At 51.6% G+C, this 20,787-nt stretch carries 19 protein-coding genes; 1 reads left to right on the top strand and 18 read right to left on the bottom strand.

Features of this window, described 5'->3' with window-relative positions; translation table 11 throughout:
* Positions 1-98 precede the first annotated feature (98 nt).
* The 4 genes from QOY30_RS04935 to QOY30_RS04920 form a co-directional block, all read right to left on the bottom strand.
* Entirely contained in the window at positions 99-1,241 is a 1,143-nt protein-coding gene (locus QOY30_RS04935; protein ID WP_283743521.1) for a glycosyltransferase, read from the bottom strand.
* A 61-nt stretch (positions 1,242-1,302) separates the two neighbouring features.
* A complete protein-coding gene (locus QOY30_RS04930; RefSeq protein WP_283743520.1) occupies positions 1,303-2,421 on the bottom strand; it encodes a glycosyltransferase in 1,119 nt (372 codons plus the stop codon).
* Between the two features lie 14 nt (positions 2,422-2,435).
* Positions 2,436-3,698 (bottom strand): glycosyltransferase family 4 protein, encoded by a 1,263-nt coding sequence (locus QOY30_RS04925; protein WP_283743519.1) that lies wholly within the window; start codon positions 3,696-3,698, stop codon positions 2,436-2,438.
* A 104-nt stretch (positions 3,699-3,802) separates the two neighbouring features.
* A complete protein-coding gene (locus QOY30_RS04920; RefSeq protein WP_283743518.1) occupies positions 3,803-4,519 on the bottom strand; it encodes a class I SAM-dependent methyltransferase in 717 nt (238 codons plus the stop codon).
* A gap of 350 nt (positions 4,520-4,869) precedes the next feature.
* On the opposite strand from QOY30_RS04920, the gene QOY30_RS04915 reads away from it, so the two are divergent.
* Positions 4,870-5,652, top strand: coding sequence for a class I SAM-dependent methyltransferase (locus QOY30_RS04915; RefSeq protein ID WP_283743517.1), 783 nt, complete (start codon positions 4,870-4,872; stop codon positions 5,650-5,652).
* Between the two features lie 141 nt (positions 5,653-5,793).
* On the opposite strand, the gene QOY30_RS04910 is transcribed toward QOY30_RS04915, so the two are convergent.
* From QOY30_RS04910 to epsG, 14 genes are read right to left on the bottom strand one after another with little or no spacing between them, the layout of a single operon-like run.
* Positions 5,794-6,813: a hypothetical protein gene (locus tag QOY30_RS04910; RefSeq protein ID WP_283743516.1), complete on the bottom strand. Its 1,020-nt coding sequence runs from the start codon at positions 6,811-6,813 to the stop codon at positions 5,794-5,796.
* Between the two features lie 23 nt (positions 6,814-6,836).
* Positions 6,837-8,180: a hypothetical protein gene (locus QOY30_RS04905; protein WP_283743515.1), complete on the bottom strand. Its 1,344-nt coding sequence runs from the start codon at positions 8,178-8,180 to the stop codon at positions 6,837-6,839.
* Complete coding sequence (locus QOY30_RS04900; protein ID WP_283743514.1) at positions 8,180-9,064, bottom strand: glycosyltransferase family 2 protein; 885 nt, start codon at positions 9,062-9,064, stop codon at positions 8,180-8,182. The genes QOY30_RS04905 and QOY30_RS04900 overlap by 1 nt, the downstream gene beginning before the upstream one ends.
* Positions 9,065-9,116: 52 nt before the next feature.
* Entirely contained in the window at positions 9,117-10,214 is a 1,098-nt protein-coding gene (locus QOY30_RS04895) for an acyltransferase family protein (protein ID WP_283743513.1), read from the bottom strand.
* The gene (locus QOY30_RS04890) at positions 10,211-11,647 is read right to left on the bottom strand and encodes an O-antigen ligase family protein (RefSeq protein WP_283743512.1); all 1,437 of its coding nucleotides are present in this window, start codon (positions 11,645-11,647) and stop codon (positions 10,211-10,213) included. Before QOY30_RS04890 ends, QOY30_RS04895 begins: the two co-directional genes overlap by 4 nt.
* Positions 11,595-12,212: an acyltransferase gene (locus tag QOY30_RS04885; RefSeq protein WP_283743511.1), complete on the bottom strand. Its 618-nt coding sequence runs from the start codon at positions 12,210-12,212 to the stop codon at positions 11,595-11,597. Before QOY30_RS04885 ends, QOY30_RS04890 begins: the two co-directional genes overlap by 53 nt.
* Positions 12,213-12,217: 5 nt before the next feature.
* The gene (locus QOY30_RS04880) at positions 12,218-13,456 is read right to left on the bottom strand and encodes a glycosyltransferase family 4 protein (RefSeq protein ID WP_283743510.1); all 1,239 of its coding nucleotides are present in this window, start codon (positions 13,454-13,456) and stop codon (positions 12,218-12,220) included.
* Positions 13,453-14,583: a glycosyltransferase family 4 protein gene (locus QOY30_RS04875; RefSeq protein ID WP_283743509.1), complete on the bottom strand. Its 1,131-nt coding sequence runs from the start codon at positions 14,581-14,583 to the stop codon at positions 13,453-13,455. The genes QOY30_RS04880 and QOY30_RS04875 overlap by 4 nt, the downstream gene beginning before the upstream one ends.
* Before the next feature lie 32 nt (positions 14,584-14,615).
* Complete coding sequence (locus QOY30_RS04870) at positions 14,616-16,130, bottom strand: lipopolysaccharide biosynthesis protein (RefSeq protein WP_283743508.1); 1,515 nt, start codon at positions 16,128-16,130, stop codon at positions 14,616-14,618.
* On the bottom strand, positions 16,130-17,122 hold the full coding sequence (locus tag QOY30_RS04865) for a GDP-L-fucose synthase family protein (RefSeq protein WP_283743507.1): 993 nt from the start codon (positions 17,120-17,122) through the stop codon (positions 16,130-16,132). The genes QOY30_RS04870 and QOY30_RS04865 overlap by 1 nt, the downstream gene beginning before the upstream one ends.
* 4 nt (positions 17,123-17,126) lie before the next feature.
* Positions 17,127-18,212, bottom strand: coding sequence for a GDP-mannose 4,6-dehydratase (gmd, locus tag QOY30_RS04860; protein ID WP_283743506.1), 1,086 nt, complete (start codon positions 18,210-18,212; stop codon positions 17,127-17,129).
* Positions 18,209-18,922: an exosortase-associated protein EpsI, B-type gene (gene epsI, locus QOY30_RS04855; protein ID WP_283743505.1), complete on the bottom strand. Its 714-nt coding sequence runs from the start codon at positions 18,920-18,922 to the stop codon at positions 18,209-18,211. The genes gmd and epsI overlap by 4 nt, the downstream gene beginning before the upstream one ends.
* Positions 18,919-19,794 carry an exosortase B gene (gene xrtB / locus QOY30_RS04850; protein WP_283743504.1) on the bottom strand — a complete coding sequence of 292 codons (876 nt, stop codon included), beginning with the start codon at positions 19,792-19,794 and terminating at the stop codon, positions 18,919-18,921. The genes epsI and xrtB overlap by 4 nt, the downstream gene beginning before the upstream one ends.
* Before the next feature lie 26 nt (positions 19,795-19,820).
* Positions 19,821-20,693: a chain length determinant protein tyrosine kinase EpsG gene (gene epsG / locus QOY30_RS04845; RefSeq protein ID WP_283743503.1), complete on the bottom strand. Its 873-nt coding sequence runs from the start codon at positions 20,691-20,693 to the stop codon at positions 19,821-19,823.
* Positions 20,694-20,787 lie beyond the last annotated feature (94 nt).

The following is a 20,787-nucleotide window of genomic DNA, read 5'->3' as shown; positions in this document are numbered from 1 at the left end:
GCCGGAATCCGGTGTTTTCAATCGACTGGACACCGGCCTACGCCGGTGTGACGAATTATTGGAGGCTCCGTTGATTCATTTTCGGCTTGCTTCGCTGCTCACGCAGAGATTGCTTCGGCATATATCCCCATCAATTGCACGAAATTGCGCTCTGATGTGTATTTCGCCTCGTATTCTTGACGGGCATGCTTCCCCATTTTAATCATTGCCTCCGGGTTCGCCTCGGCCCACTTAATCTTATTCGCCAAATCCACCGCGGAGCCGGGTTCGAACAGCAGGCCCGTCTTGCCTTCCTCGATCAATTCCGCCATCGCCCCCATGCGGCTGGCGATCACCGGCAGACCGCAGGCAAAAGCTTCCACGAGCGTAAGCGGAAAGTTTTCATACCAGATACTTGGCATGAGCAAATAGGCGGCTTGACGCATATGACTGAATATTTGATCCCTGGACATAAAGCCCAGCCCGTGGACATTTGCATGCGAACCCAAGAGCGATTCCTCCGGCCCGCTTCCGATTACTTTCAGTGGATATCTCGGCACATGGCCCATGGCATGCATGAGAACATCAATACCTTTTTCTGCGGACAATCGCCCCACGAACAAACCGCCTAGCCGTGTCTCTTCAACACCGGCAGGTACATCTACAAAATTCGGCTTCACCACTATCCGTTTCGCCGGCAGCCCACCCTCGATAAACTTATTGCGGCAGAATTCATTGAGTGCAATATATCTCGTCACCTTGTTGCGATAAGTACCAAGCGCCCGGTGCAATACCTGCATGCCACCGATCACTGCCGATTGCGCCCTGGAACCGCGATAACACCCTCGCACCACACCGCGCCAGGGCAATTTTCCCAAACAGTCCTCGCACACCTTGCCGTTGCGCAATAACATCGCCTGCGGACAAAACAGCCGGAAATTGTGCAATGTTTGCACCACCGGCACGCCCGCCTTGCCTGCCGACAGATAAAGGGAAGGAGATATGAGCGGAAAAGTGTTGTGGGCATGGATCACATCAGGGCGAAAATCGGCCACCCGCTTTGCTATGTCCGCTTCGGTACGCGAAGACCAGACGGTTTGTCCGGCCAGTGCGAGCCGCGACATCCCCACAATATCGTCGTTATGGCGGGAATACACTGCAACTTCAACGCCTCGGCTGCTCAGTAACTGCAGTTCCGATGCCACGACGCCATCTTCTCCGCCTTTTTGCTGATAGGCATTGTGCGCAATCAGGATACGCATGGCATTGTCACAGAAGATTTATACCCATTCACCAGACAACCCGCCAAGTAGTGCTGCACTCTCATGTGTGCATTCTCCGACCGGCTGCTGCGAGCGCAGCATTCCTGATTCCAAGTGCTGCATTTTCGTAGCTGTACTCGCCGACCAGTTCGCAGCTGCGTTGCGAGAACCTTGCATACAGATCGTCGTCAGTCAGCAGATTGGCAGACGCATTTACCCAGGAAGCCGGTTCGAGTGGAAGCACATAGCCATTTTGTCCATTCCGCACCAGTTCCCCTGCCGCTCCGGCAAAAGGCGTTACCAGTACAGGCAAACCGGAGGCACAGGCCTCGTTCGCCACTACCCCCCAAGGATCCCATTGCGTCGGGAACATGAAAATCCGGGCAGCGCCGTATAATGTTGGCAGCTCATCCTGACGGGCAAAGCCGGTAAAAATAGCCTCTACCTCTGCCGACATCGTCGCAGCCAGGGCCCGCATTCCGGCTTCCATTTCTCCCGAGCCTACAAAGGCCACAACGATTCTGCGTTCCAGGTAACGAGCCACCTGCCGTGCCACTTCGAGCACAAACAATGGATTCTTCACGTCCACGAAGCGGCCGCAGAAAATGAAATCGTATTTTTTTTCGATGTCCGATGCGGCAAAAAATGCAGCGTTGTTGGCGCACAAATGCGACTTGAAAATCCGATCCTCGCCAATATCATATGACCGGTAAAGATCAAAAGCGCCATCGCTTGCCCCAATGAAAGCTTGCGTACCGGAGAACACCCTGCGCCTGATCCAGCGATGGATACCCGAAAGTTTTTCTTCCGACTTCAATGTCCCGTCAGTCATGGCGACATGCTTGAGACCAAACGTGCGCGCATACAAATAGGCGAACAGATGCGTGGGGTTGAATCCGGTGGTGATCACCACCTCCGGGCGATACGAATCCAACTCACTCCATACGTCAGGATTGAAATGGATGAAGCGACCACGGTAGCTGATGAATCGTTCGCGCAGATACACCTGATCAAAACGTGCCTCGCGCAAGTCCCAGCTACGATCGGGCTCGCGTCCACTGCAAAAAAACACCTTCAGCTCAATCTGCGGATCGGCGGCCAAAACCTCATATACCGGCAACCGGTAGGGTGCGGGGATATTGGTGACGATGGCAACGCGGCAAGCGCCGGATGATTTCATAAGCATTGTGCGATTTAGATCTTGTTTTGCATTTGCGTCTGGAGTTGAACCGGAGTTTTAACTGAATCTGACATCCCATCATTTAACTTGGCAGCGATTGCCTCGCGCATGCACTTGCGCCAAGCTTCCACGAAAGGCGCCTTGTCATAGCGGGCCACCGTCTGGCTGGCGGTAATTCGAGCCGATTGCAGCAGTTTTTCGTCGCTTAACACAGTGACGATCGCCGCACGCACTGCATCGGGATTGCGTTCAACAAACCAGGCATTCTCGCCCTGCACCGCATAGTCTTCGACACCGTGCAAACGGGTCACGATGGCAGGTACACCTGCAGCCATGGCCTGCATGACCACCAGCGCAAAAGTTTCGTACAAGGAAGGCAACACAAACAGATCGGATGCCCACAAATACTGCCTAACATCGCTCTGGTAACCGGCAAATGCAACCCGCTGTGACACGTTCAGTTTTCTGGCAATCTCGTTGAACTCGGCAATTTCCCCTGCATTCCCACCCACTACCAGCAACCTTACCGATAGATCGCTTATCCCAGACAAAGCTTCCAGCAGCACTCCAAGCCCCTTGCGGGAAAAATCACCCAGCGCCGCGAAGCACAGCACGCGCGAATAAACCGGTAAACCCAATCGCGCAAGAAGCGGGTTACGGTCAAACCCTTCCGGACGTGCGAATGATTCAACATCAACCGGATTTGGAATTGCGATCACCCGAGCTTTGAGGAAAGAATAAGTCTGGGTCAACTCCCTAACCAGACCTTGAGAAGGCGTTACCACCTGAGCAGCCTTGAGGAAAGAAAGCCGCTCAGTCGTCGCATTGTATTGGTGAGTGATCCAGCGTACCAGTCTGCGCAAACCTCGTGCTTTTTGAAATTGCCACTGATGTTCCAGATAGGACCGATGACAGAAATGGGCATAACAAATATCGGCGCCGATGAATTGACCCTGTGTCGCCTGGATCAGAACAGGCGGAGTACCGCGCTGCGCGATGTGCTTGCGCAATGCGCGCGGTGCCAGCAGGTTGAAAAATACGTAGCGCAAAATTCCCGGCTTGCCGGGCAAGGGTACCCTCACCCAGCGTACACGCCCGGTGTTGTCGTTATCGAACGCATCCGAGAATACGGTGATATCAAATTCATCCGCCAGACCGAGTACTTCTGCCAGCACACAACTGCCAGCCGGGCTGTTCTTTGTTACTTTCAGATCGAATACGGCTATCCAGGGCTTGGCACCGGTGCTTTGTTGAAATTGTACTTTTAAGGCTTCCAAACCAGTGTCCCCTGTTTTGTTCAACAGCGGAGTTTGGCCTAGTCTTGTGACACCTTTGTGAATTCGTCTGCCACCCAGGCTGTCACATCACAGCTTAGTTGACACTATGGATGCTTGCGCCCGAACAGCGCCACATTCTGGGCAGAGCGGTAAAGGTTGGCACCGCTGCCGCAAGTGTTGACCATATGAACTTGCTTGCAGCGCTTGCGGATGAAATCGTAATCGTCGAATACAGAATAGGCGTAGGACAGGCCATCACCTTCGCTAATAGCGTAGCACTTGCCCCCGGTGCGCAGCCAATAGGCCGCCTTCCATAGATGCATGCTGCGCAGAAAACGCTTGGTAATCTGGTTAGGCAGTGAGCCACAGGCAAAGTGATTGTCATCCGAGACAAACAAGCCGGACTTGGCCACGCGCAGCATCTCTCCCAGCATCTGGCGCGGATACTTGACATGATGCAACACCCCAAACTCGCACACCAGATCAAATGCGCCATTGGCAAACGCCAGATTGAGTGCATCACCGTCTCTCAGTTCCTCTTGGCTCAATCCCTTGTCATGGCCAATCTGGCGCAACTCCGGGGAAGGCTCAACACCGACCACTCTCAGCCCGGGGAACATGGTTTTCAGGAAAATCAAACCTCTTCCGGTTCCCGCACCGACATCGAGTACCGAACGGTATCCATACTGTCCAATCAATGCTGCCATCCAGGCCAGGGCAAAATAGTGTTCGTCGCCCTCCTGCACATGCAGCTCTTCGTATACGTTTGCAGTCCGTGCGTAGTAATCCCGCTGCAATTTGATTTCGCTGCTTATATCCATGTCCCGAAAGTCCTAAATGTATTCGAAAGTAATTAAAAACGATATTCGTCATGCGGATAAACGATTTCACCGGGCAATAAACGGCCTGAGGAAATGGACGCCGGCAACCTCTCTGCCTCATAAGATTGTCTCTCAGTGATATTACAAAGGGTTTACTGAGTCAGAATGAATTCATAGTTCACTGTAGTCCCCGCGAGGAACAAAATATCGGTAGTTACTCAAATTTAGCTCAAGAGGACTATTAACCCGTCGCATATCTGTCATCTTATGGAACTATATTCGGGAGAATATTCTTGCAATGGGCATGACCACCTTTGCCCCCCTCTTCTCAATAATCCTCTGAAAACACTATGAACAAAATCGTCAGTAAAATCTCAGCCTCGTTCAACAGCATAGGAATACCTCGTACCATTTATAAATTGACAGAACACTCATTTAGAGTTTTGTATCGAAGAGTGATTCGAAAACAAACCATTGAAGAGAAAGTTTCCAGATTCCAAAACATTGAGGACAGGTTTACTGAAATCTATCGTAATAACTACTGGGGTAATTTTGAAAGCGTCAGCGGAAACGGCTCCACCCTTGAAGCGTCTCAAAACTTGAGGCGGCAGTTGCCGGGGCTTGTTGAAAAGTTCTCGATTCAAACGATATTCGATGCCCCCTGCGGAGATTTTCATTGGATGAGAGAAGCGCTCAAGAATATACAGGTCAACTACATTGGAGGCGACATCGTCCGCGCCCTGGTCGACGCACACAATTCAAATTACAAAAACGCCAAAACGACATTTATTCATATGGACATCACTAAGGATAGCTTTCCAGCATCCGATTTGATGATATGCAGAGATTGTTTGTTTCACCTGGCCTACAAGGACACAAAGCTGGCTCTTCAAAATTTTATTGATTCAGGAATCCCGTACCTGCTGACCACTACCTATGTCAATAATGGCGCATTTAGTAACCAAGATATAGTAACCGGGTCTTTTCGTTTGATAGATTTGTTTTCAGCTCCGTACAACTTCCCCAAAGATGTTTTATACAGAATTGACGACACAATACCACGCGAGACTTCGCGGGAAATGTGCCTTTGGTCGAGGGATCAGATAATTAGTGCAATGGAAAAGTTTCAATAATCAAAATCCAGCATAATGGGTTTTCTTTGCATATATTTCCCGTTCGCCCCGATAACCAGCAACTTGGCTGAGTTGTTATGCAGCCTGGTCGATGTCTAGCTGTTTTACTCAGTGCCACGCGTAGCGCGGTGTGTTGAGAGACTACAAACGCCCGGTCACAAGGACTTTTCCCGCATTGCGCAGCCTGAGCAAGGCGGTTCTTCCCGGGTATTTCCGGCCACCCACATGCAGCGGAATATGGTTATCAACCAGACGCTTGAAATCATCGTTGTTTAACCCGGCAAAGCCTTTGTAGTCCAGCCAGTGTTGATACAATTTTACGAAGCCCTTCTTTTTTTCCGAGGGCAAATGCCAGATCGGTATCCCGGATTCGATTCCATTTACCGTCGAAAATACCGCTGCTGTCCATATCCGTTTGACCAATGCACTTGCGCCATGAACGTTGTTGCCAGACTGCGCCAGAACAACGCTCATGACATGCTCTTCCGTCAGATTGTCGCCAAATATCTGGATACCTTCAGCTTTCATCCACTCCCAAAATACTGCAATACGCATTGCCAATTTCTCCAACGATTTGGCAGAGAGCGCATAGAACTCCCCTCCATATAATGGAACCGGAGGGGCGATCATCTGCCCGGAGAAATAACTCAGTGCAAGCGTCAGCGATGCGCGTGACTGACCATTGGCAACCATGTTGGTCGGGTAACCGGGCTCATAGGCATAGACTGTTTCTTCATTGCTCTCCAGTTTGTCCAGCAAGCCATCCAGTCTGTCGCGAACGATGCAATCCGAATCCAGCAGGATCAGGTGGGAAAAATCATTTTGCTGATACGCCAGATGTTCAATTACATCCAGTGTAAACAGGCAACCCGGAAAACCGTTCTTGAAAGCAGTGTCGTCGACGTAACCGCTTGCGCAGAACATTGTGCGCACCTCTAGCGATTTCAGCTGACTGTTAAAGGGCTCCGGCAATTCCCGGTTGGAGAACAGTGCCATCTTCGCATCCGGATACAGGCGTCGTATGGAGGCATAGCAGACGACCATACACCGGTAGTACATGTCCAGCTTGGATCGTTCGGAAAACGTCCATGCATTGGGCGAACGCCCCTCGGCGTGGTAGAACGCCGTGGCAAACAGCAACGATTTGTCGGATATATTCATATTGATTCTCAAGTCATTTTGATCTATTGCTGCGGCTTGTACCGGATATACAGGGGCTGCGGATCCAATTCGATACGGTCTGGGTGACCCTGACTTGCCGGTGTGGCATTGCCATCCAGAAGATGCTCCATGGATGCGATCGCCCAGCCGGGCGGCGCAGGCAATGAGTAGGTAGCTGCATTGCCCGACCACGCGATCATGAATCTGGCTCCCTCATGTTTGCCTTCACATGCGACGGTAGATGGAAACACTTTCCTGCAACCCAGCATCTTGGAGCCGAGCAACCAGCTCTGTACTTTTTCATAGGCAGGCAGATTCGGCATCGGCTCGCCCAAGTGGTTCATCATGCCGGTGCGCTCGTTATCCCACGCGTAGTGATAGAAATGTTCCAGCCCGGCCGAGGCCCCCAGAATCAGGAAGCGCGCCAGCTTTTCTGCGGCTTCCTTCTGGCTATGCGAAGCGGTGCTGGAGGGTGGATCGTTCGTCCCCGACACTTCCACACCGGTCTCGGTATTCCATAGCGGAAGGTGTTCCAGTCCCTGTCGCTTCATGATGTCGCGCACTTCAATAATCTGTTTGACGAATTGGTCCGAATTCTCGGAATAAAAATGGTATGCAACCGCCTGCACATATTTTTTCCCACCGGAGGATAGAAATAATTCCAGGCGGTCCGACCCGTTCACAAATCCCGGCGTACTGAGCAAAGCACCGGGATCATTTTCATCCAGAACCTTGCGCGTTATCCTTGCCATCTCCACCATGTTGGCCACACTGCCTGTATAGAAACCCGGTGCATTAAGGTCACGCGGTATATCGGAAAAATTCGGTTCGTTCCAAAGTTCATATGCCTTGATATGTCCACGGTAGCGCTGCACCACCCGGCGCACGTATTCTTCCCAGTGCGCCATTCTCACCGGCTCAGCTGCACAACCCAGTCCATAGGAACATTTCTCCTCGGGCCGCGCAGATGCCCACTGCGGGGTGCCTCCTCCCAGGACAAACAGAACTTCCGCGTGATGGGCAGTTGCATACTGCACGTAAGCATCAACACGATCAAAATCCCATTGCCCGGGTCTTGGTTCTATTCCTGCCCACCAGACGCCGGAGTCCCAGAGTCGAATTGCACCGATACTGGAAGCCGGCCAAATCGTCTGCAAATTCTTCTCACCCTGGGTCAATACCAGCCGATGGAAATGCGTGCCGAAATACGGCAAACCGATAAGCGGCTCACGGCCCGACGTCGCTTCCTGATACGGGTCTGCACGTCCGGTCAGGCTGATACCCGCCGACAAAACCAAAACAAATGCGACTGCCGCTAGCAGTCCTGTTTTACTTGTTCTGTCGTGCGTGGCAGACTTCCACAACATCAAACTCTCCCTGCGGAAGTGAATTTGACCGTGATAGAAGTGAGCACGATCTTGACATAAGGCCAAGCCCAATATAGCGGCCATAATGGTCCTGCGTGGCGCTTGCAAAACACGCCCCAGGCATGCGGAGACAATTCCTTGGGTGACAATGCCTTTTTCCAGCGCACCGAAAACGGTAATGACTGATCCAGATACGAGCCACCTACCGGATGGTCGTTGCCACATTTGCCGACAAAGCCCGGCATTACCCAGAGCGGAATACCCGCCTTGGTTGCCCGCAAGCCATAGTCCATATCGCCCATGGAATGCACGTAGGCCGCTTCCAGATTGCCGAGCCTTAGAGCTGCCTGCGCAGAAACAAGCAAACAGTTGCCGTTGGTACTCTCGCATGATTGAGGCTGCGCGGTCGGCTCCACCAGGCAAAACTGCAAAAGCTTGCCTCCAGTCTGGCGGCGCAGCCCGCCATAACTCACTTGCCCCTCGTCATTGCAAGTCGAACCAACCACAAGACCGCCACGCCCGGTGCTTGCAACCTGCGCGTCATGTGTAGCCAGCAATTTTTCCAGACAGTCCGGAAACAAGGTCGTGTCATCATTAACCCACAAATAGAAATCGTATCCCTGCTCCAACGCCCGGCCAAAAGCTACACGCATACCGCCATTCCAGTACAACCCGCCATTGCCATGCAATACCTCCACTTGAGGAAAACGGCTCTGTAGCATCTCGCCCGTGCCGTCGCTGCTGCCGTCATCAGTGACTATGACATGCAGCCGAATACGATCGGACATGCGCTGCGCCGCACTAAACAGTGCATCGAGACAATCCCCAGTTTTGTCCTTGCGGTTGAAGCAAGTCAGGACAGCAGCAATGCTTATTTCAGGCATATATACTCACTTCAAAAGCTGTAGGTAAGACTCCATACATATAAAAAGTATGCTAATTGGTAACCATTTTAATTTTTCCATACAGCAGTTTCTTGATTCCCCTCTGCGACGGAATCTCTACGAGATAATATGAAAGCCATGCTAGAGTCAAAAGGCCTGCGAGCCATGTGATACCCATAAGCGGGTTATGACTGTCCAGATCAAGCTTGAAAACCTGCCTTGCGACTGAAGAAAACCAGAGAGTGTATGGGGACTGCCAGAGATATATCGAATAAGAGATCATGCCCAACCACTGCATTAGCCTATTTTCCAGGAACCACGCGTGCGCTTTCATTGCGCATCCAACGCAGACTGGTATCAGGATCAATACGACAAACAGATCGCTGAAGGATTGCCCGCCTTTCAGGTTCGGATAAAGAAAGATGGCAATAATGATAATCTCAACAGATATATGTCTTAGAACATTGGCAAATTTCTCGCGGTAGCGATAGATCGTAACGCCGATAAAAAATCCGGATACTGCACGAAGCAAGCCAAAAGGTATCTGCGCTCCACCCCAACCGGCATCTATGCTGCCACTCCGCAAAACCAACCAAACGAGACAACCGGCCGCAAGCACTACGATAGGCGCCAGATAACGCTGCCCCGCCTGGACCCAAAGAAAAAATACTAGGTTTACCCAAATTTCCGCAAACACAGACCATGCGGGTCCATCAAATGGAAACAGCGCCTGTTTGCCTTCGGCGTTGAGGGAGGGCTGCATGAAGAAATTTGAAACTACAGACATTTCATCACTCAATCTGGACCAAGTAGCAGGCTCCAATTTGCCCGATAAGAAAAGGGCATATGAATGGGACAAACCAACCAGCATTGTCAGGAAGAACAAAGGGTAAAGACGTGCAAGACGATTACCCAGAAATTGCCCGCAACTCATTCCTGCAACAATACGGCTCTCGTATGTCATGGCAATAACAACACCGCTTAGTACAAAGAAGAGGTCGACAGCGACGTAAGCAAAATCAAGGAAATGAGATGGAGCGAACCAGCCCTGAAAATGCATAACCGCAACACATATAGCCGCACCTCCGCGTAATCCATCTAAAGATTGGATTCTTACTGAGGAACGAGGCAAAGCAGCTAGTGACATCATCGACCCAATTTCAATGGTTTCGCGGTTGGTGACAACTTCAGGCTTCTTACAGTCACTTTCGATTCATTTTTCTCGCTGGTAATCATCCCAAGCAGCAGGCCAAACAAAATCATCTGTGAATACTCAATTCCGTAAGGGATGTAATAAATCAGATGAGCGATCAGCATGGCAAACAGCAGCGGCGCCATAGCATCATCCTTGCGACGCAGTTTGTCCCACAAACTACGCATGCCTTGACCAACTGTCCATAGAAAGGCAATCAGCCCAACCAATCCGCCACGATAGAGCAACTGCACATATTGGTTATGTGGCATATAGCCAATTTTTTCACCACTCGTTTCCGAAGCGTAGCGTTCATAACCACTTCCGAATGGCTTGCCGACCAGATAGGTCACTGCAGAACCCGACCCCATCCACATTTTCAGCAAGGTCTGCCAGCCCGCCACCCGGCCCACAAAAGTACCGCTGGTGGTGCTGGTCGCACGCTCCGCTTGATCTTCGACCGAATTCACTGCACCCTGGAAGCGGCCGCTGGCCACAATCAGGACAAGTACTACAATTACCCCAAACACCATGGAGAAAAGCTTCGACCCTGCCCCGGCGCGCAACTGCTGCAGCGCCAACGCCAGCGCAATGAACCCGGCAATTGCTGCCATCCAGACTGAACGGTGCTGCATTGCAACTACAGAAGTGCCAAACAGAATGACTAGTGGCCAAGCCATTCGCCTGGATTGATCAGTCACCGCCTGAAAAGCCGCAACAAGCATAGCGCATGTCACGATAAAGGCCGCGCTTGCCGGTACGACTCGAAGCAGTGCTACACCTGTCGTATCGAGCATTTCAAGATCCTGCCGGAATTCATTATCGATCGCCCCCATCGTCCAGCGGTAATAGGCGATCACACAAATCCCCACCCCCATGATCATGAAGAACTTGAGAAAGCTGCGCGCAAAGGCTTCGTCGTATTCGAACGTGGAAAGATACGCCGCTCCCAGCCACAGGTAGAAGAATGGACGGCAATCCACCCCCGCTGCAGTTCCGTACTGGGTCAAGCCCCAGACAAACAGTAGCATCCACACAGCCCCAAGTACCCACCAGGCCCGAGGTATCGCATCAATTTTTTTCAGTATCACCAGACGGTAAAAGAAGGCTGGCAACAGCAGGATGGTGAGCAGATCGGGGGGATATATCCAGAGGCCAAGGTTAAGGGAAAGTGGCTTCAATGAAGAAGTTTCCAATAGCAGGGTTGCAGCCATCAACCCCATGGCAATCGTTGCACTGTTCAAAAGCAGGACAGCCAAAGCACACAATCCCAATGCCACAATGAACACAATGACAAAGGGCAAGACGATGGAAAGATATGTAATTATTTCCATGCGATCAATATGCCGGGTCTTGAATTTTGCTAACGATCCTGGCTGGATTTCCCGCAACTACGACGCCTGTCGGCACATCTGTAGTTACTACCGAACCCGCACCAACCACGCTACCCTCACCAATTTTTACCTCCTTCAGAATTATTGCTCTTGCCCCAATAAACACATCGTCTTCGATCTCAATCGGATGTAAAATTGCGTCAGCAAATCCCTTATATCGCCTGTCCTCCATTGCAATCGGATGAAAATCTGTATCGGCAATCACCACGTCGGCACCAATCAGGCAGCGATTTCCTACACACACAGAACGCGCTGCGCAGACCGTGGTGCCTGACATGCCTGCTTTATCGCCGATAGATATGGATGCGCCCAGTAATAGGGCTCTGAGTATGACCGGATGAGATACCCCCAATGCAGTATGATTGGCATCCAAGTGCAACGCTATGCCGGTGCCAAAAATGATATGGCTATTCGCCGATAGTGTAATTATTGGCAGGCCATAACATACGATCGACCCCGTTTTGGATATGCCTTTCTGTCCAAGAATAGCTTTGGAAGCAATTTCCCAATGCAGCTTTTTCGCATACAGAGGATATCGATGCAGATTGAATAGTCTTTTCATGCGCCTTACTCCCGTATCGCGTATTCAGGAAGGAGCGATCCGATTTTTTCCTCCAGTACTCTTTGGTAAAGCGCTTCATATTGAGTGATCACTACCTCAGGTGCAAATTGCTGCACGCGCTTGGTCGCGGCCTTAGAACATTGTTGATAGAGTGCGTCGTCAGAAATCAGTTGCAGCGCAGCTTTGGCGATTTCTTCGGGGCGATTGATATCAACTGTCAATCCACCATCGGCAATCATCCAGGCCACACCACCGCTATCACAGCCTCCGACCACAGGCAGGCCAAGCGCCATTGCTTCGGCTATCCCCATTGGACAAGACTCGATGCGTGATGGGTGAAGCATGATGCTTGCGGCCTTCAACTCTTCGATCAGTTGCACATGCGGCACCGGACCGCGAAACTCTAAACCCTCAGTCAATCCCTCTGCCTCTGCCCAGCGCTGGGCACGCCCCCCGGGCTGGAAATCAGAACCGAACAAATGATAGGTAACGTCTTTTCTCTGTTTGCGTATAAGTGAAAATGCCAACAGCGCGCTGTCGGCGTTCTTCATCTTTCCCCAACCATTGATGACAGATACGAAGCGATGTTCTTTTGAAGCAGACGGTACCGTCTTGGGTGACGATGCATCCAGGAAGCGGCGGTCCAACGGATTGGGAATAACCTCTATCGGCGCTTTGGCAAGATTCAATAACCTGCTCTGCAGATATCCCGATACTGCGCTCAAAGCTTTTGCTCGCTTGAGTACACTGCGTGCCATGAGGTAGCGACCGAAACGATACCCATTCTTGAACAGCTTCAGGACAGCCACAGGATCGTCATGCGCCGTTACCAGATAAGGCAGACCACTATCTATCGCCGCCATGCCGAAATCGTAAGTCCAGTGGGCATGCACAAAATCCGGTTTCACGGCTGTTAACAGTTTGCAAACAGTTCTTCGTTCATACGCATAAAGATCAAGAATACGCCCGATATGCCCATTCTTGGGCCGCACAGAATGTTGACGCACGGGTACACAATAGAACTCGAAGTTCGTGCCCTTCAGGCCAATAGGTTTGTTATGCTGCGTGGCCCATCCGCCGTATGTAATCGCGCATACCTGATGTCCACGATTCAGGAGGGCGCCTATGAGCGTCCCCATCAGCGGTGCGCCACTGGTACCGTGCGGAAAATCCGGCGGTGGCGGCTCATTCAAGTAAGAAGAAATCCCTGTCGAAGATATGGGTCCCAGGATGGCGATCTTCATGACGTCATGCCTAGCAGTGTATTGATCCAGCGCTTGCCCAGAAGATCAGGATGAAATCGGTTGGTATATGTCTTCTGAGCGCATAGCGACATGTACTGCCATTTTTGTTGGTCATCCAGAATCGATATGATCTTCCTTGCCGCATCGCGCGGATCATCCAGATTCAGGTAGCTACCTTCCTGCCCGTCATCAAACACTTCCGGGATACCTCCGACCGGTGCTGCAAATACTGGCACGGCGGCACGTAATGCTTCCAACAGAACAATGCCCTGACTCTCCATGCGCGAGGCATGCACAAACGCCTTGTGTCCCGGTATTAGACTTGCCGCATCAGGCTGATAGCCAAGAAATTTCACTTGACCGGTCAAACCCAAATTGGCGACTTGTTGTTCAAGAGCTGCGCGGTCTGGGCCATCGCCAACCACAGTAAGGTTGTAGCGTTTACCCATCGCATTGCATTCGGCAAGTAGTCGAAGCAGGAACGCCTGATTCTTGCGTGCTTCCAAAGTACCTATGGCGATCATGTCACCTGAAACATCAATACTGCTAACTGAATTATCTTTTAGTGAAAGAATGAAATTGGAGATGACAGTCTGGGGAACCCCTGTCAGACCAGGCAATCTTGCGCCGACGACCTGTTGCATGAAATAGGAAACGAAAACGACCTGATCCAGCTTTGGCAATACTTTGCGCTCGTTTGCCATCAGGCTGCGCCATAGCTTTCCGTTTTCTTTGGCAATTCCCTTCTCTACATATTCCAGCGCTTCGGAGATATTGAAATGAATCACGCTGACCAGCCTGAACTGGAATCCTTCCTTGCGCAGATCGATTGCCACCTTGGCACTCAGTGGATCTTGGGCATAAATAACTATCGAATTATCTTGAGACTTGATCAGCGCATTCCGTAGCAGCGATTTCAAGAATCGGTGGGAGACAAACCTATTGAAGAGAACACCCCATTCGCGGTTGACCCTGTTGAGCAACCTTCCAACCACACCGTGTATCTTGCGAAGCCAGAAATTGATCTGATGTGGTTCGACGATACTAACTCGCAGTTCATGAGCTTTGGCGTATTGCGCAATCGCATTGAAATGCGTTTGTACCCCAGTAGTACCGTGCAGCATCATCACTGTCACGATCATCAGGTGTGGTTGCGGCTTCACTTGGCAGGCTCCCAGCTTTTCAGGTACGCAGCAAACGGTGCGGGCAATTTAGCCGCGATGGTTGCAGCGACCGCCAGGGTTTCGCTTGAAAGAAGATATCGTCCCAGCCACAACAATAAAATACCGATCACAGTGCCGACAAAGCCGATATCAATGCACAAGCGCAGCATCGGACCGGGCACCGTCTTGATCAGCAAAGCATCTGTCGACCAGGCCAGCACCGCAGCCAGCAAACCCAATACAAATGGACCTGTCAGAGCGCGCGTGATTTGTCCCCATGTGCCAGCCACCAACTGCAGGGCCAGATAGGAAACCAATAGTGCACGCAGCAGATAGACCCCCAATACTGTCCACGCCACCATTTCCAACGAAACATGAGATGCCTGCCAAACTGCCACGCCAAGTATCACAACGCACAACGCTTGTGCCGCCGCATCCCGACCGGCTGCACCCAGACCACTCATCAACGGGCCTCCAACAGCCAATATGGCATTGACCGGCATGGCCAACGCCAGCGGCGTAAGCAGTGCTGCAACCTGCATCCAATGTTCGCCATATACTGCGGCGATCACGGTATCGGGTATGACGGCCACTGCCGCAAACACCGGGATCAGCAAAACAGCGATCAGCCCAACTGATGCGAGGTAAGCGCGCCGTGCGGGGTCTATCTGACCATTGGTACGCGAGTACGCAGGAAAAAGCACACCCTGCAAGGTCGAAGTAAAGGCATTCATGGGAGACGAAACAAGATTCATGCCACGGTTGTACAGACCGAGATTAACCGCTCCGAAAACACGACCGATGATGACCGAATCGAGATTGCTGATACCCCAGCTGGTCATATTGCTGACCATGATTTTGGAACCAAACAGAAACATTCCGCTGGCATCTGATTTAAGTGTCGGCAGCCAGGGATGGCGGGTATGCAGATTGACGCCGATCGAGTAGATCATTGCCTGAGAAACTTGCGCTGCGACTAGCGACCATACCCCCGCCCCGCCCCATGCCAGCGGTAGCCCTAATCCCACATAGCTGAAAAGATAGCTGCCGACCCCGATTATTTGTAGTGGCTTGAAATTCATATTCCGCCGCAGCAAGGATGTTGCCGTCTGTCCGGCAGCCTGGATGACAAACAAGCATCCCATAGCACGCAAAACTGCGATGGCATCGGCACTATTGAAAAAGCCGGCGATCAAAGGTGCCGCAAGAACAATCCCTGCTGTCATGAAAATGCCGACCAGCATCTGCAGGGTAAACACATAACGGACGTCTCGATCCGTTATCGTTTCCTTCTGCACCAGAGCAGAAGCCAGTCCGAAATCCGCAACCAGATTGCCCAATCCAAGAATCAGCCATGCTATGGCCACCAGGCCGAACGGTTCAGGTCCAAGCAAACGCGCGAGGACAATACCGAGGATGAATTGCGTGCCAATCCGGACCAGAGTACCCAAATAGTTCCATTTGAGCGCATGCAAGCTGCGATGCAGCAGGCTGGGATTGGTTGCAGTCATCACACACCAACCAATGACTGCGTGGGAAATCGTGATTCAAAATCCTGATAGGCCAGCTCCAGGCCGTCGGCAAGTTCCGTCGCTGCCTGCCAACCCATGGCATGCAGCCGATCCACCTTCATCAGCTTGCGCTTAGGACCATCGGGTTTCGTGCTATCGAAGATGATTTCTCCAGTGAATCCCACCACGTTTTTGATCGTTTCGGCCAATTCTCGAATGGTCAGGTCCTGCCCGACGCCGATATTCATGAGCGGCGGCAAGCCGTCGTTGCGATCCTGCCCCAGCAGCGGGGTGAACTGTGCATCAGGCAGGTTCATCAAATAAATGCAGGCATCGGCCATGTCTTCGCTGTACATGAATTCGCGCCTGGGCGTGCCGGTGCCCCAAACCGTGACACTGGATGCGTTATTGAGCTTGGCTTCGTGGAACTTGCGGATGAGCGCGGGGATGACGTGGGAGTTTTCGGGATGGTAATTGTCGCCTGGCCCATACAGATTGGTAGGCATAACGGCGAGGAAGCGGGTGCCGTATTGCCGGTTGTAGCTCCAGCACATCTCGATACCGGCGATCTTGGCCAATGCATAAGGACGATTCGTTGGTTCCAGCGGGCCGGTCAGCAGGTATTCCTCTTTCATTGGCTGCGGGCAGTCACGCGGATAGATACAGGAGGAGCCAAGAAATAGCAGGCGCTGCACATTGTTGCGCCAGGACTCGTGAATAACGTTGGTCTGAATCGCAAGGTTTTGCTGGATGAATTCTGCCGGATAGGTGTTGTTGGCATGAATGCCCCCGACTTTGGCAGCGGCGAGAAATACATATTCCGGCTTTTCCTGCGCGAAGAATTCACGCACCGCCGCCTGGTCGGCCAGATCCAGCTCATCGTGAGTGCAGGTGATGAGGTTGTTGTAGCCCTTGTCCCACAGGTTACGCATCAGGGCAGAACCCACCAACCCGTGATGTCCTGCAACATAAATTTTGGCGTCCAGGTCCATTGATTTATTCGTGATAATCGAAAGCGGGGTAGCCGTGTTTTTTGACCAGCTCGTCGCGCTCGGAGGATTTCAGATCTTCGCGCACCATCTCGCTGACGAGTTCTCTAAAACTGATCCTGGGAGTCCAGCCAAGTTTTTCCCTGGCTTTGCTGGCGTCGCCCAACAATGTTTCGACTTCGGTGGGGCGGAAGTAGCGCGGATCGACAGCAACGATACATTTGCCTGAAACGTCGTAACCCTTTTCTTCCGCTCCCTCACCGCGCCAGAAGATGACCATATCCAGTTCCCTTGCTGCAGTATTGACGAAATCGCGCACACTGTATTGGACGCCGGTGGCAATCACAAAGTCGTCCGGTTTGTCCTGCTGCAACATCAACCATTGCATCTCGACATAGTCTTTGGCATGCCCCCAGTCGCGCAGGGAATTTAAATTGCCTAGATAGAGACAGTCTTGGAGTCCCAGTTTGATGCGCGACAAGGCACGGGTAATCTTCCGCGTGACGAAGGTCTCGCCACGTACCGGCGATTCGTGATTGAACAGGATGCCGTTGCAGGCATACATTCCGTACGCTTCGCGGTAATTGACGGTAATCCAGTAGGCGTAGAGCTTGGCTACCGCGTAGGGTGAACGCGGATAGAACGGGGTAGTTTCCTTTTGCGGTGTTTCCTGCACCAGACCGTATAGCTCGGAAGTGGATGCCTGATAGAAACGGGTCTTCTTTTCCAGACCAAGAATACGGATGGCCTCCAGCACGCGCAAGGCACCCAATGCATCGGAGTTGGCGGTGTATTCCGGTTCTTCAAATGAAACCGCCACGTGGCTTTGTGCGGCAAGGTTGTATATCTCGTCCGGCTGAACCTGTTGAACGATGCGGGTCAGGCTGCTGGAATCCGTCATGTCGCCATAATGCAAAATGAAGTTGCGGTTGCTGACGTGGGGATCCTGATACAGATGATCAATGCGGTCGGTATTGAACAGGGAAGCACGGCGTTTGATGCCGTGCACGATGTAGCCTTTTTTCAGCAGAAACTCGGCGAGATAAGCGCCATCCTGTCCTGTAATCCCCGTGATGAGGGCGATCCTGTTCATTTGATATCCTTTGCAATAGTTAATTCCGGTAGTTGGTCGCCTATCAGTTGCTTACGCTGCTCTTCCGGCATTGCCTGCAGCATGTCATTGATAAAAATTTCCTGTTCTGTATAGGCCAACACTTGGTTGGTCTCGATGGAAGAAACGCGCGCCAGCATGCCCGAGTCGGCTTGTCCGGTGAGTCCTTGCTTTATTTTTTGCAGCTTGCGCTCAAACGAACTGCTTACGGCTTTATCGCCAACCTTGATCCAGTAGCTGATCGGCTCTATGCGCTGCCCATTCGTCGCAACCAGCCTTCGTACAGACAGGCCTCCGAACAGTGTATGAATAACTTGATCGGTGTAACGCGAAACCTGAAATCCCTGCGCTGCATAGCAGACTTCCGGTCTATGCACATCCAATTGGCGGTCTATTCCATCGCCATACACAACCGAAAGCATGACTTTTTGACCTAGACTGCTGACATACGTACGGGTGAGAATCTGGCTGTATATTTTCTTTAGCGCTTCTTCCTGGTCAGGGCTGGCGCGCAAAGGCATAAGAGACTCATCCAGATGCCAGTCCCCAAACTGTTTCGGAATCATGGTTTCCAAATCGATTTTCGGCACCTGCTGTGCAGCCAGTGTGGCAGGTTTGTATGTCAATGCTATGATTGCAGCAATAGCCATGACCAAACCAATCAACAAATTTTTTACAGGTATATTTTTCATCTCGATTCAGCTTTTGTGTATTTCGGCAATATCCAGCCGAGAAAGACGTCGAGTAAAAATAGAAGAACCAAAGAGGCGAAAAACAACAGCACCCCTGCAAATTTGTGAATGAACCCCTGTCCGACTTCATCGCCAAAGTGATAGGTGATCAACACCAGGATAATCACTCGCAATGTATTGGCGAAAAATGCAATAGGCAGAAGACTGGCAATCATCACGCCATTTCGTACCCAACTGCGGTAGCGCATGATGTAAAGATAAAGAAGACCCATGGCCGAAAGTGAAAACATGGAATTCAGGCCGGAGCAAGCGTCTGCCACCAGCAACTGGTAAGGGCCGATGGAAAGCGTTACCCCGCTGCGGGCAATCGGGTAGCCCGCCCAATAAAGAAGCATCTCGACCAACTCGGAAATTTGTTGCTTGAGTGGTCCTGTAAGTGCGTCCACCAATGCGCCAGGCAACGGGATTACGAACAGCAAATATAGCAGCGGAAACCAAAGCTTCTTGATAGTCGCGGTGCCCCGCGTAATCAACAGGCTTCCGATCAATACCGGCACCAGCGAACCAATTTCGAATAGCCTCACTCCCTGCGTGCGTCCGATCACGTACAGCAGCAGCCCGAATAGCAACATCATCCACCCGATAACCGGATTCAGCTTCTGTTGTGTTTCTCCTATCAGGTAATCGCGTTTTTGCCAAAAAATGAAAGTCACTGCCATCAGGATTATCGGAGCGTGAGCCTGATCCTCGCTTTGCCAGACGGTCTTTGCAAAGGTATATATAGTGGGTAAGTACAGGACGCACAGCCCGAGCAAAATCGGCCATGAAGATTTCCACATTACATCCGGCATTGGTTTGGAGAGCGTTGTCACAGTAAGTCTGATTCCGGTTGGATTTGTTAAAACTCGCTCAACACAGAGCCGACCACTTCTATGCCTGACTGAGCCATGTTTTCCGTCTGTTGGCGCACCAGTTCGAGCTGTGTAAAATTCTTGCGAGCCACAACCATCGCAGCACCGGCTCTGGCGGCAAGCATATGAGCGTCTGCAAATTCCGTTGCGGCCGGCGTATCAATCAGAATCACATCAAACGCTTCATTAAGGCTGTGCAGCAAGTGTGTCAAGGCAGACCGTCCCAGAAGTTCCTGCGGATTCGGGGGCGTTGCGCCGGAAGTCAATACGGAAAGATCGACAAAATTGTTGACTCGTTGCACGGCCTGCAAATCATCCCGGCCTGCAAGCACTGATGAGAATCCCCGACGATTTTCCAGTTTGAACAGATCGTGCTGGCAGGGGTTGCGCATATCGGCATCGATCAACAGGGTGCGCTCGCCCAATTGGGAAAATACCACCGCCAGATTGGCTGCAAGATAGCTGCGCCCTTCACCCCGGCCCGGACTGACGACAGACAGCATTTTTCGATTGGGCTGACCGGTAAACCGTCTGAGCATGAGCTGGCTGCGCAAGGTGCGCAACGACTCGACTTGGTGGCAGAAAGGATTGTAGGCAGCCACGAGCGTCTCGGAGACGGCTCCGTCGCCTTTAAGCAAATAGGGATAGTCGTACTGATGCGCAAGTGCACGCTGGATATCCACTTCAGACAACAGTCCCAATTTTATTCCGGCATCACCGAAGCGTAGATTTTCCGATTTTTGCAAATGCAGTATTTGCTCCGCATCGTTGATGGAAAGCTTTCCGGAATCGATCAGGATCGCTCCAATCGACCGTTCGGATTTCAATTCTGATTTCATCTGCATGTTTAAGTCGTTCATTTTGATCTCGAGAATTCAAATACGCGTTCACTTTTTAATTCGATCGTGGTTCGACATGAGCAACGACCCTGCAAGTGTCTTTGACGGCTTGGTC

This window comes from Sideroxydans sp. CL21 (assembly GCF_902459525.1).
Lineage (GTDB): Bacteria > Pseudomonadota > Gammaproteobacteria > Burkholderiales > Gallionellaceae > Sideroxyarcus.
This window is presented reverse-complemented; position numbering and strand designations above follow the sequence as displayed.

Bases quoted from the DNA above. Each gene is read 5' to 3' on its own strand.
- QOY30_RS04870 (WP_283743508.1), bottom strand. From the start codon at position 16,130: ATGACTGCAACCAATCCCAGCCTGCTGCATCGCAGCTTGCATGCGCTC.
- QOY30_RS04865 (WP_283743507.1), bottom strand. From the start codon at position 17,122: ATGGACCTGGACGCCAAAATTTATGTTGCAGGACATCACGGGTTGGTG.
- QOY30_RS04920 (WP_283743518.1), bottom strand. From the start codon at position 4,519: ATGGATATAAGCAGCGAAATCAAATTGCAGCGGGATTACTACGCACGG.
- gmd (WP_283743506.1), bottom strand. From the start codon at position 18,212: ATGAACAGGATCGCCCTCATCACGGGGATTACAGGACAGGATGGCGCT.
- QOY30_RS04930 (WP_283743520.1), bottom strand. From the start codon at position 2,421: ATGAAATCATCCGGCGCTTGCCGCGTTGCCATCGTCACCAATATCCCC.
- QOY30_RS04885 (WP_283743511.1), bottom strand. From the start codon at position 12,212: ATGAAAAGACTATTCAATCTGCATCGATATCCTCTGTATGCGAAAAAG.
- QOY30_RS04880 (WP_283743510.1), bottom strand. From the start codon at position 13,456: ATGAAGATCGCCATCCTGGGACCCATATCTTCGACAGGGATTTCTTCT.
- QOY30_RS04875 (WP_283743509.1), bottom strand. From the start codon at position 14,583: ATGATGCTGCACGGTACTACTGGGGTACAAACGCATTTCAATGCGATT.
- QOY30_RS04900 (WP_283743514.1), bottom strand. From the start codon at position 9,064: ATGCCTGAAATAAGCATTGCTGCTGTCCTGACTTGCTTCAACCGCAAG.
- epsG (WP_283743503.1), bottom strand. From the start codon at position 20,693: ATGAACGACTTAAACATGCAGATGAAATCAGAATTGAAATCCGAACGG.
- QOY30_RS04895 (WP_283743513.1), bottom strand. From the start codon at position 10,214: ATGATGTCACTAGCTGCTTTGCCTCGTTCCTCAGTAAGAATCCAATCT.
- QOY30_RS04935 (WP_283743521.1), bottom strand. From the start codon at position 1,241: ATGCGTATCCTGATTGCGCACAATGCCTATCAGCAAAAAGGCGGAGAA.
- QOY30_RS04905 (WP_283743515.1), bottom strand. From the start codon at position 8,180: ATGTTGTGGAAGTCTGCCACGCACGACAGAACAAGTAAAACAGGACTG.
- epsI (WP_283743505.1), bottom strand. From the start codon at position 18,922: ATGAAAAATATACCTGTAAAAAATTTGTTGATTGGTTTGGTCATGGCT.
- QOY30_RS04915 (WP_283743517.1), top strand. From the start codon at position 4,870: ATGAACAAAATCGTCAGTAAAATCTCAGCCTCGTTCAACAGCATAGGA.
- QOY30_RS04910 (WP_283743516.1), bottom strand. From the start codon at position 6,813: ATGAATATATCCGACAAATCGTTGCTGTTTGCCACGGCGTTCTACCAC.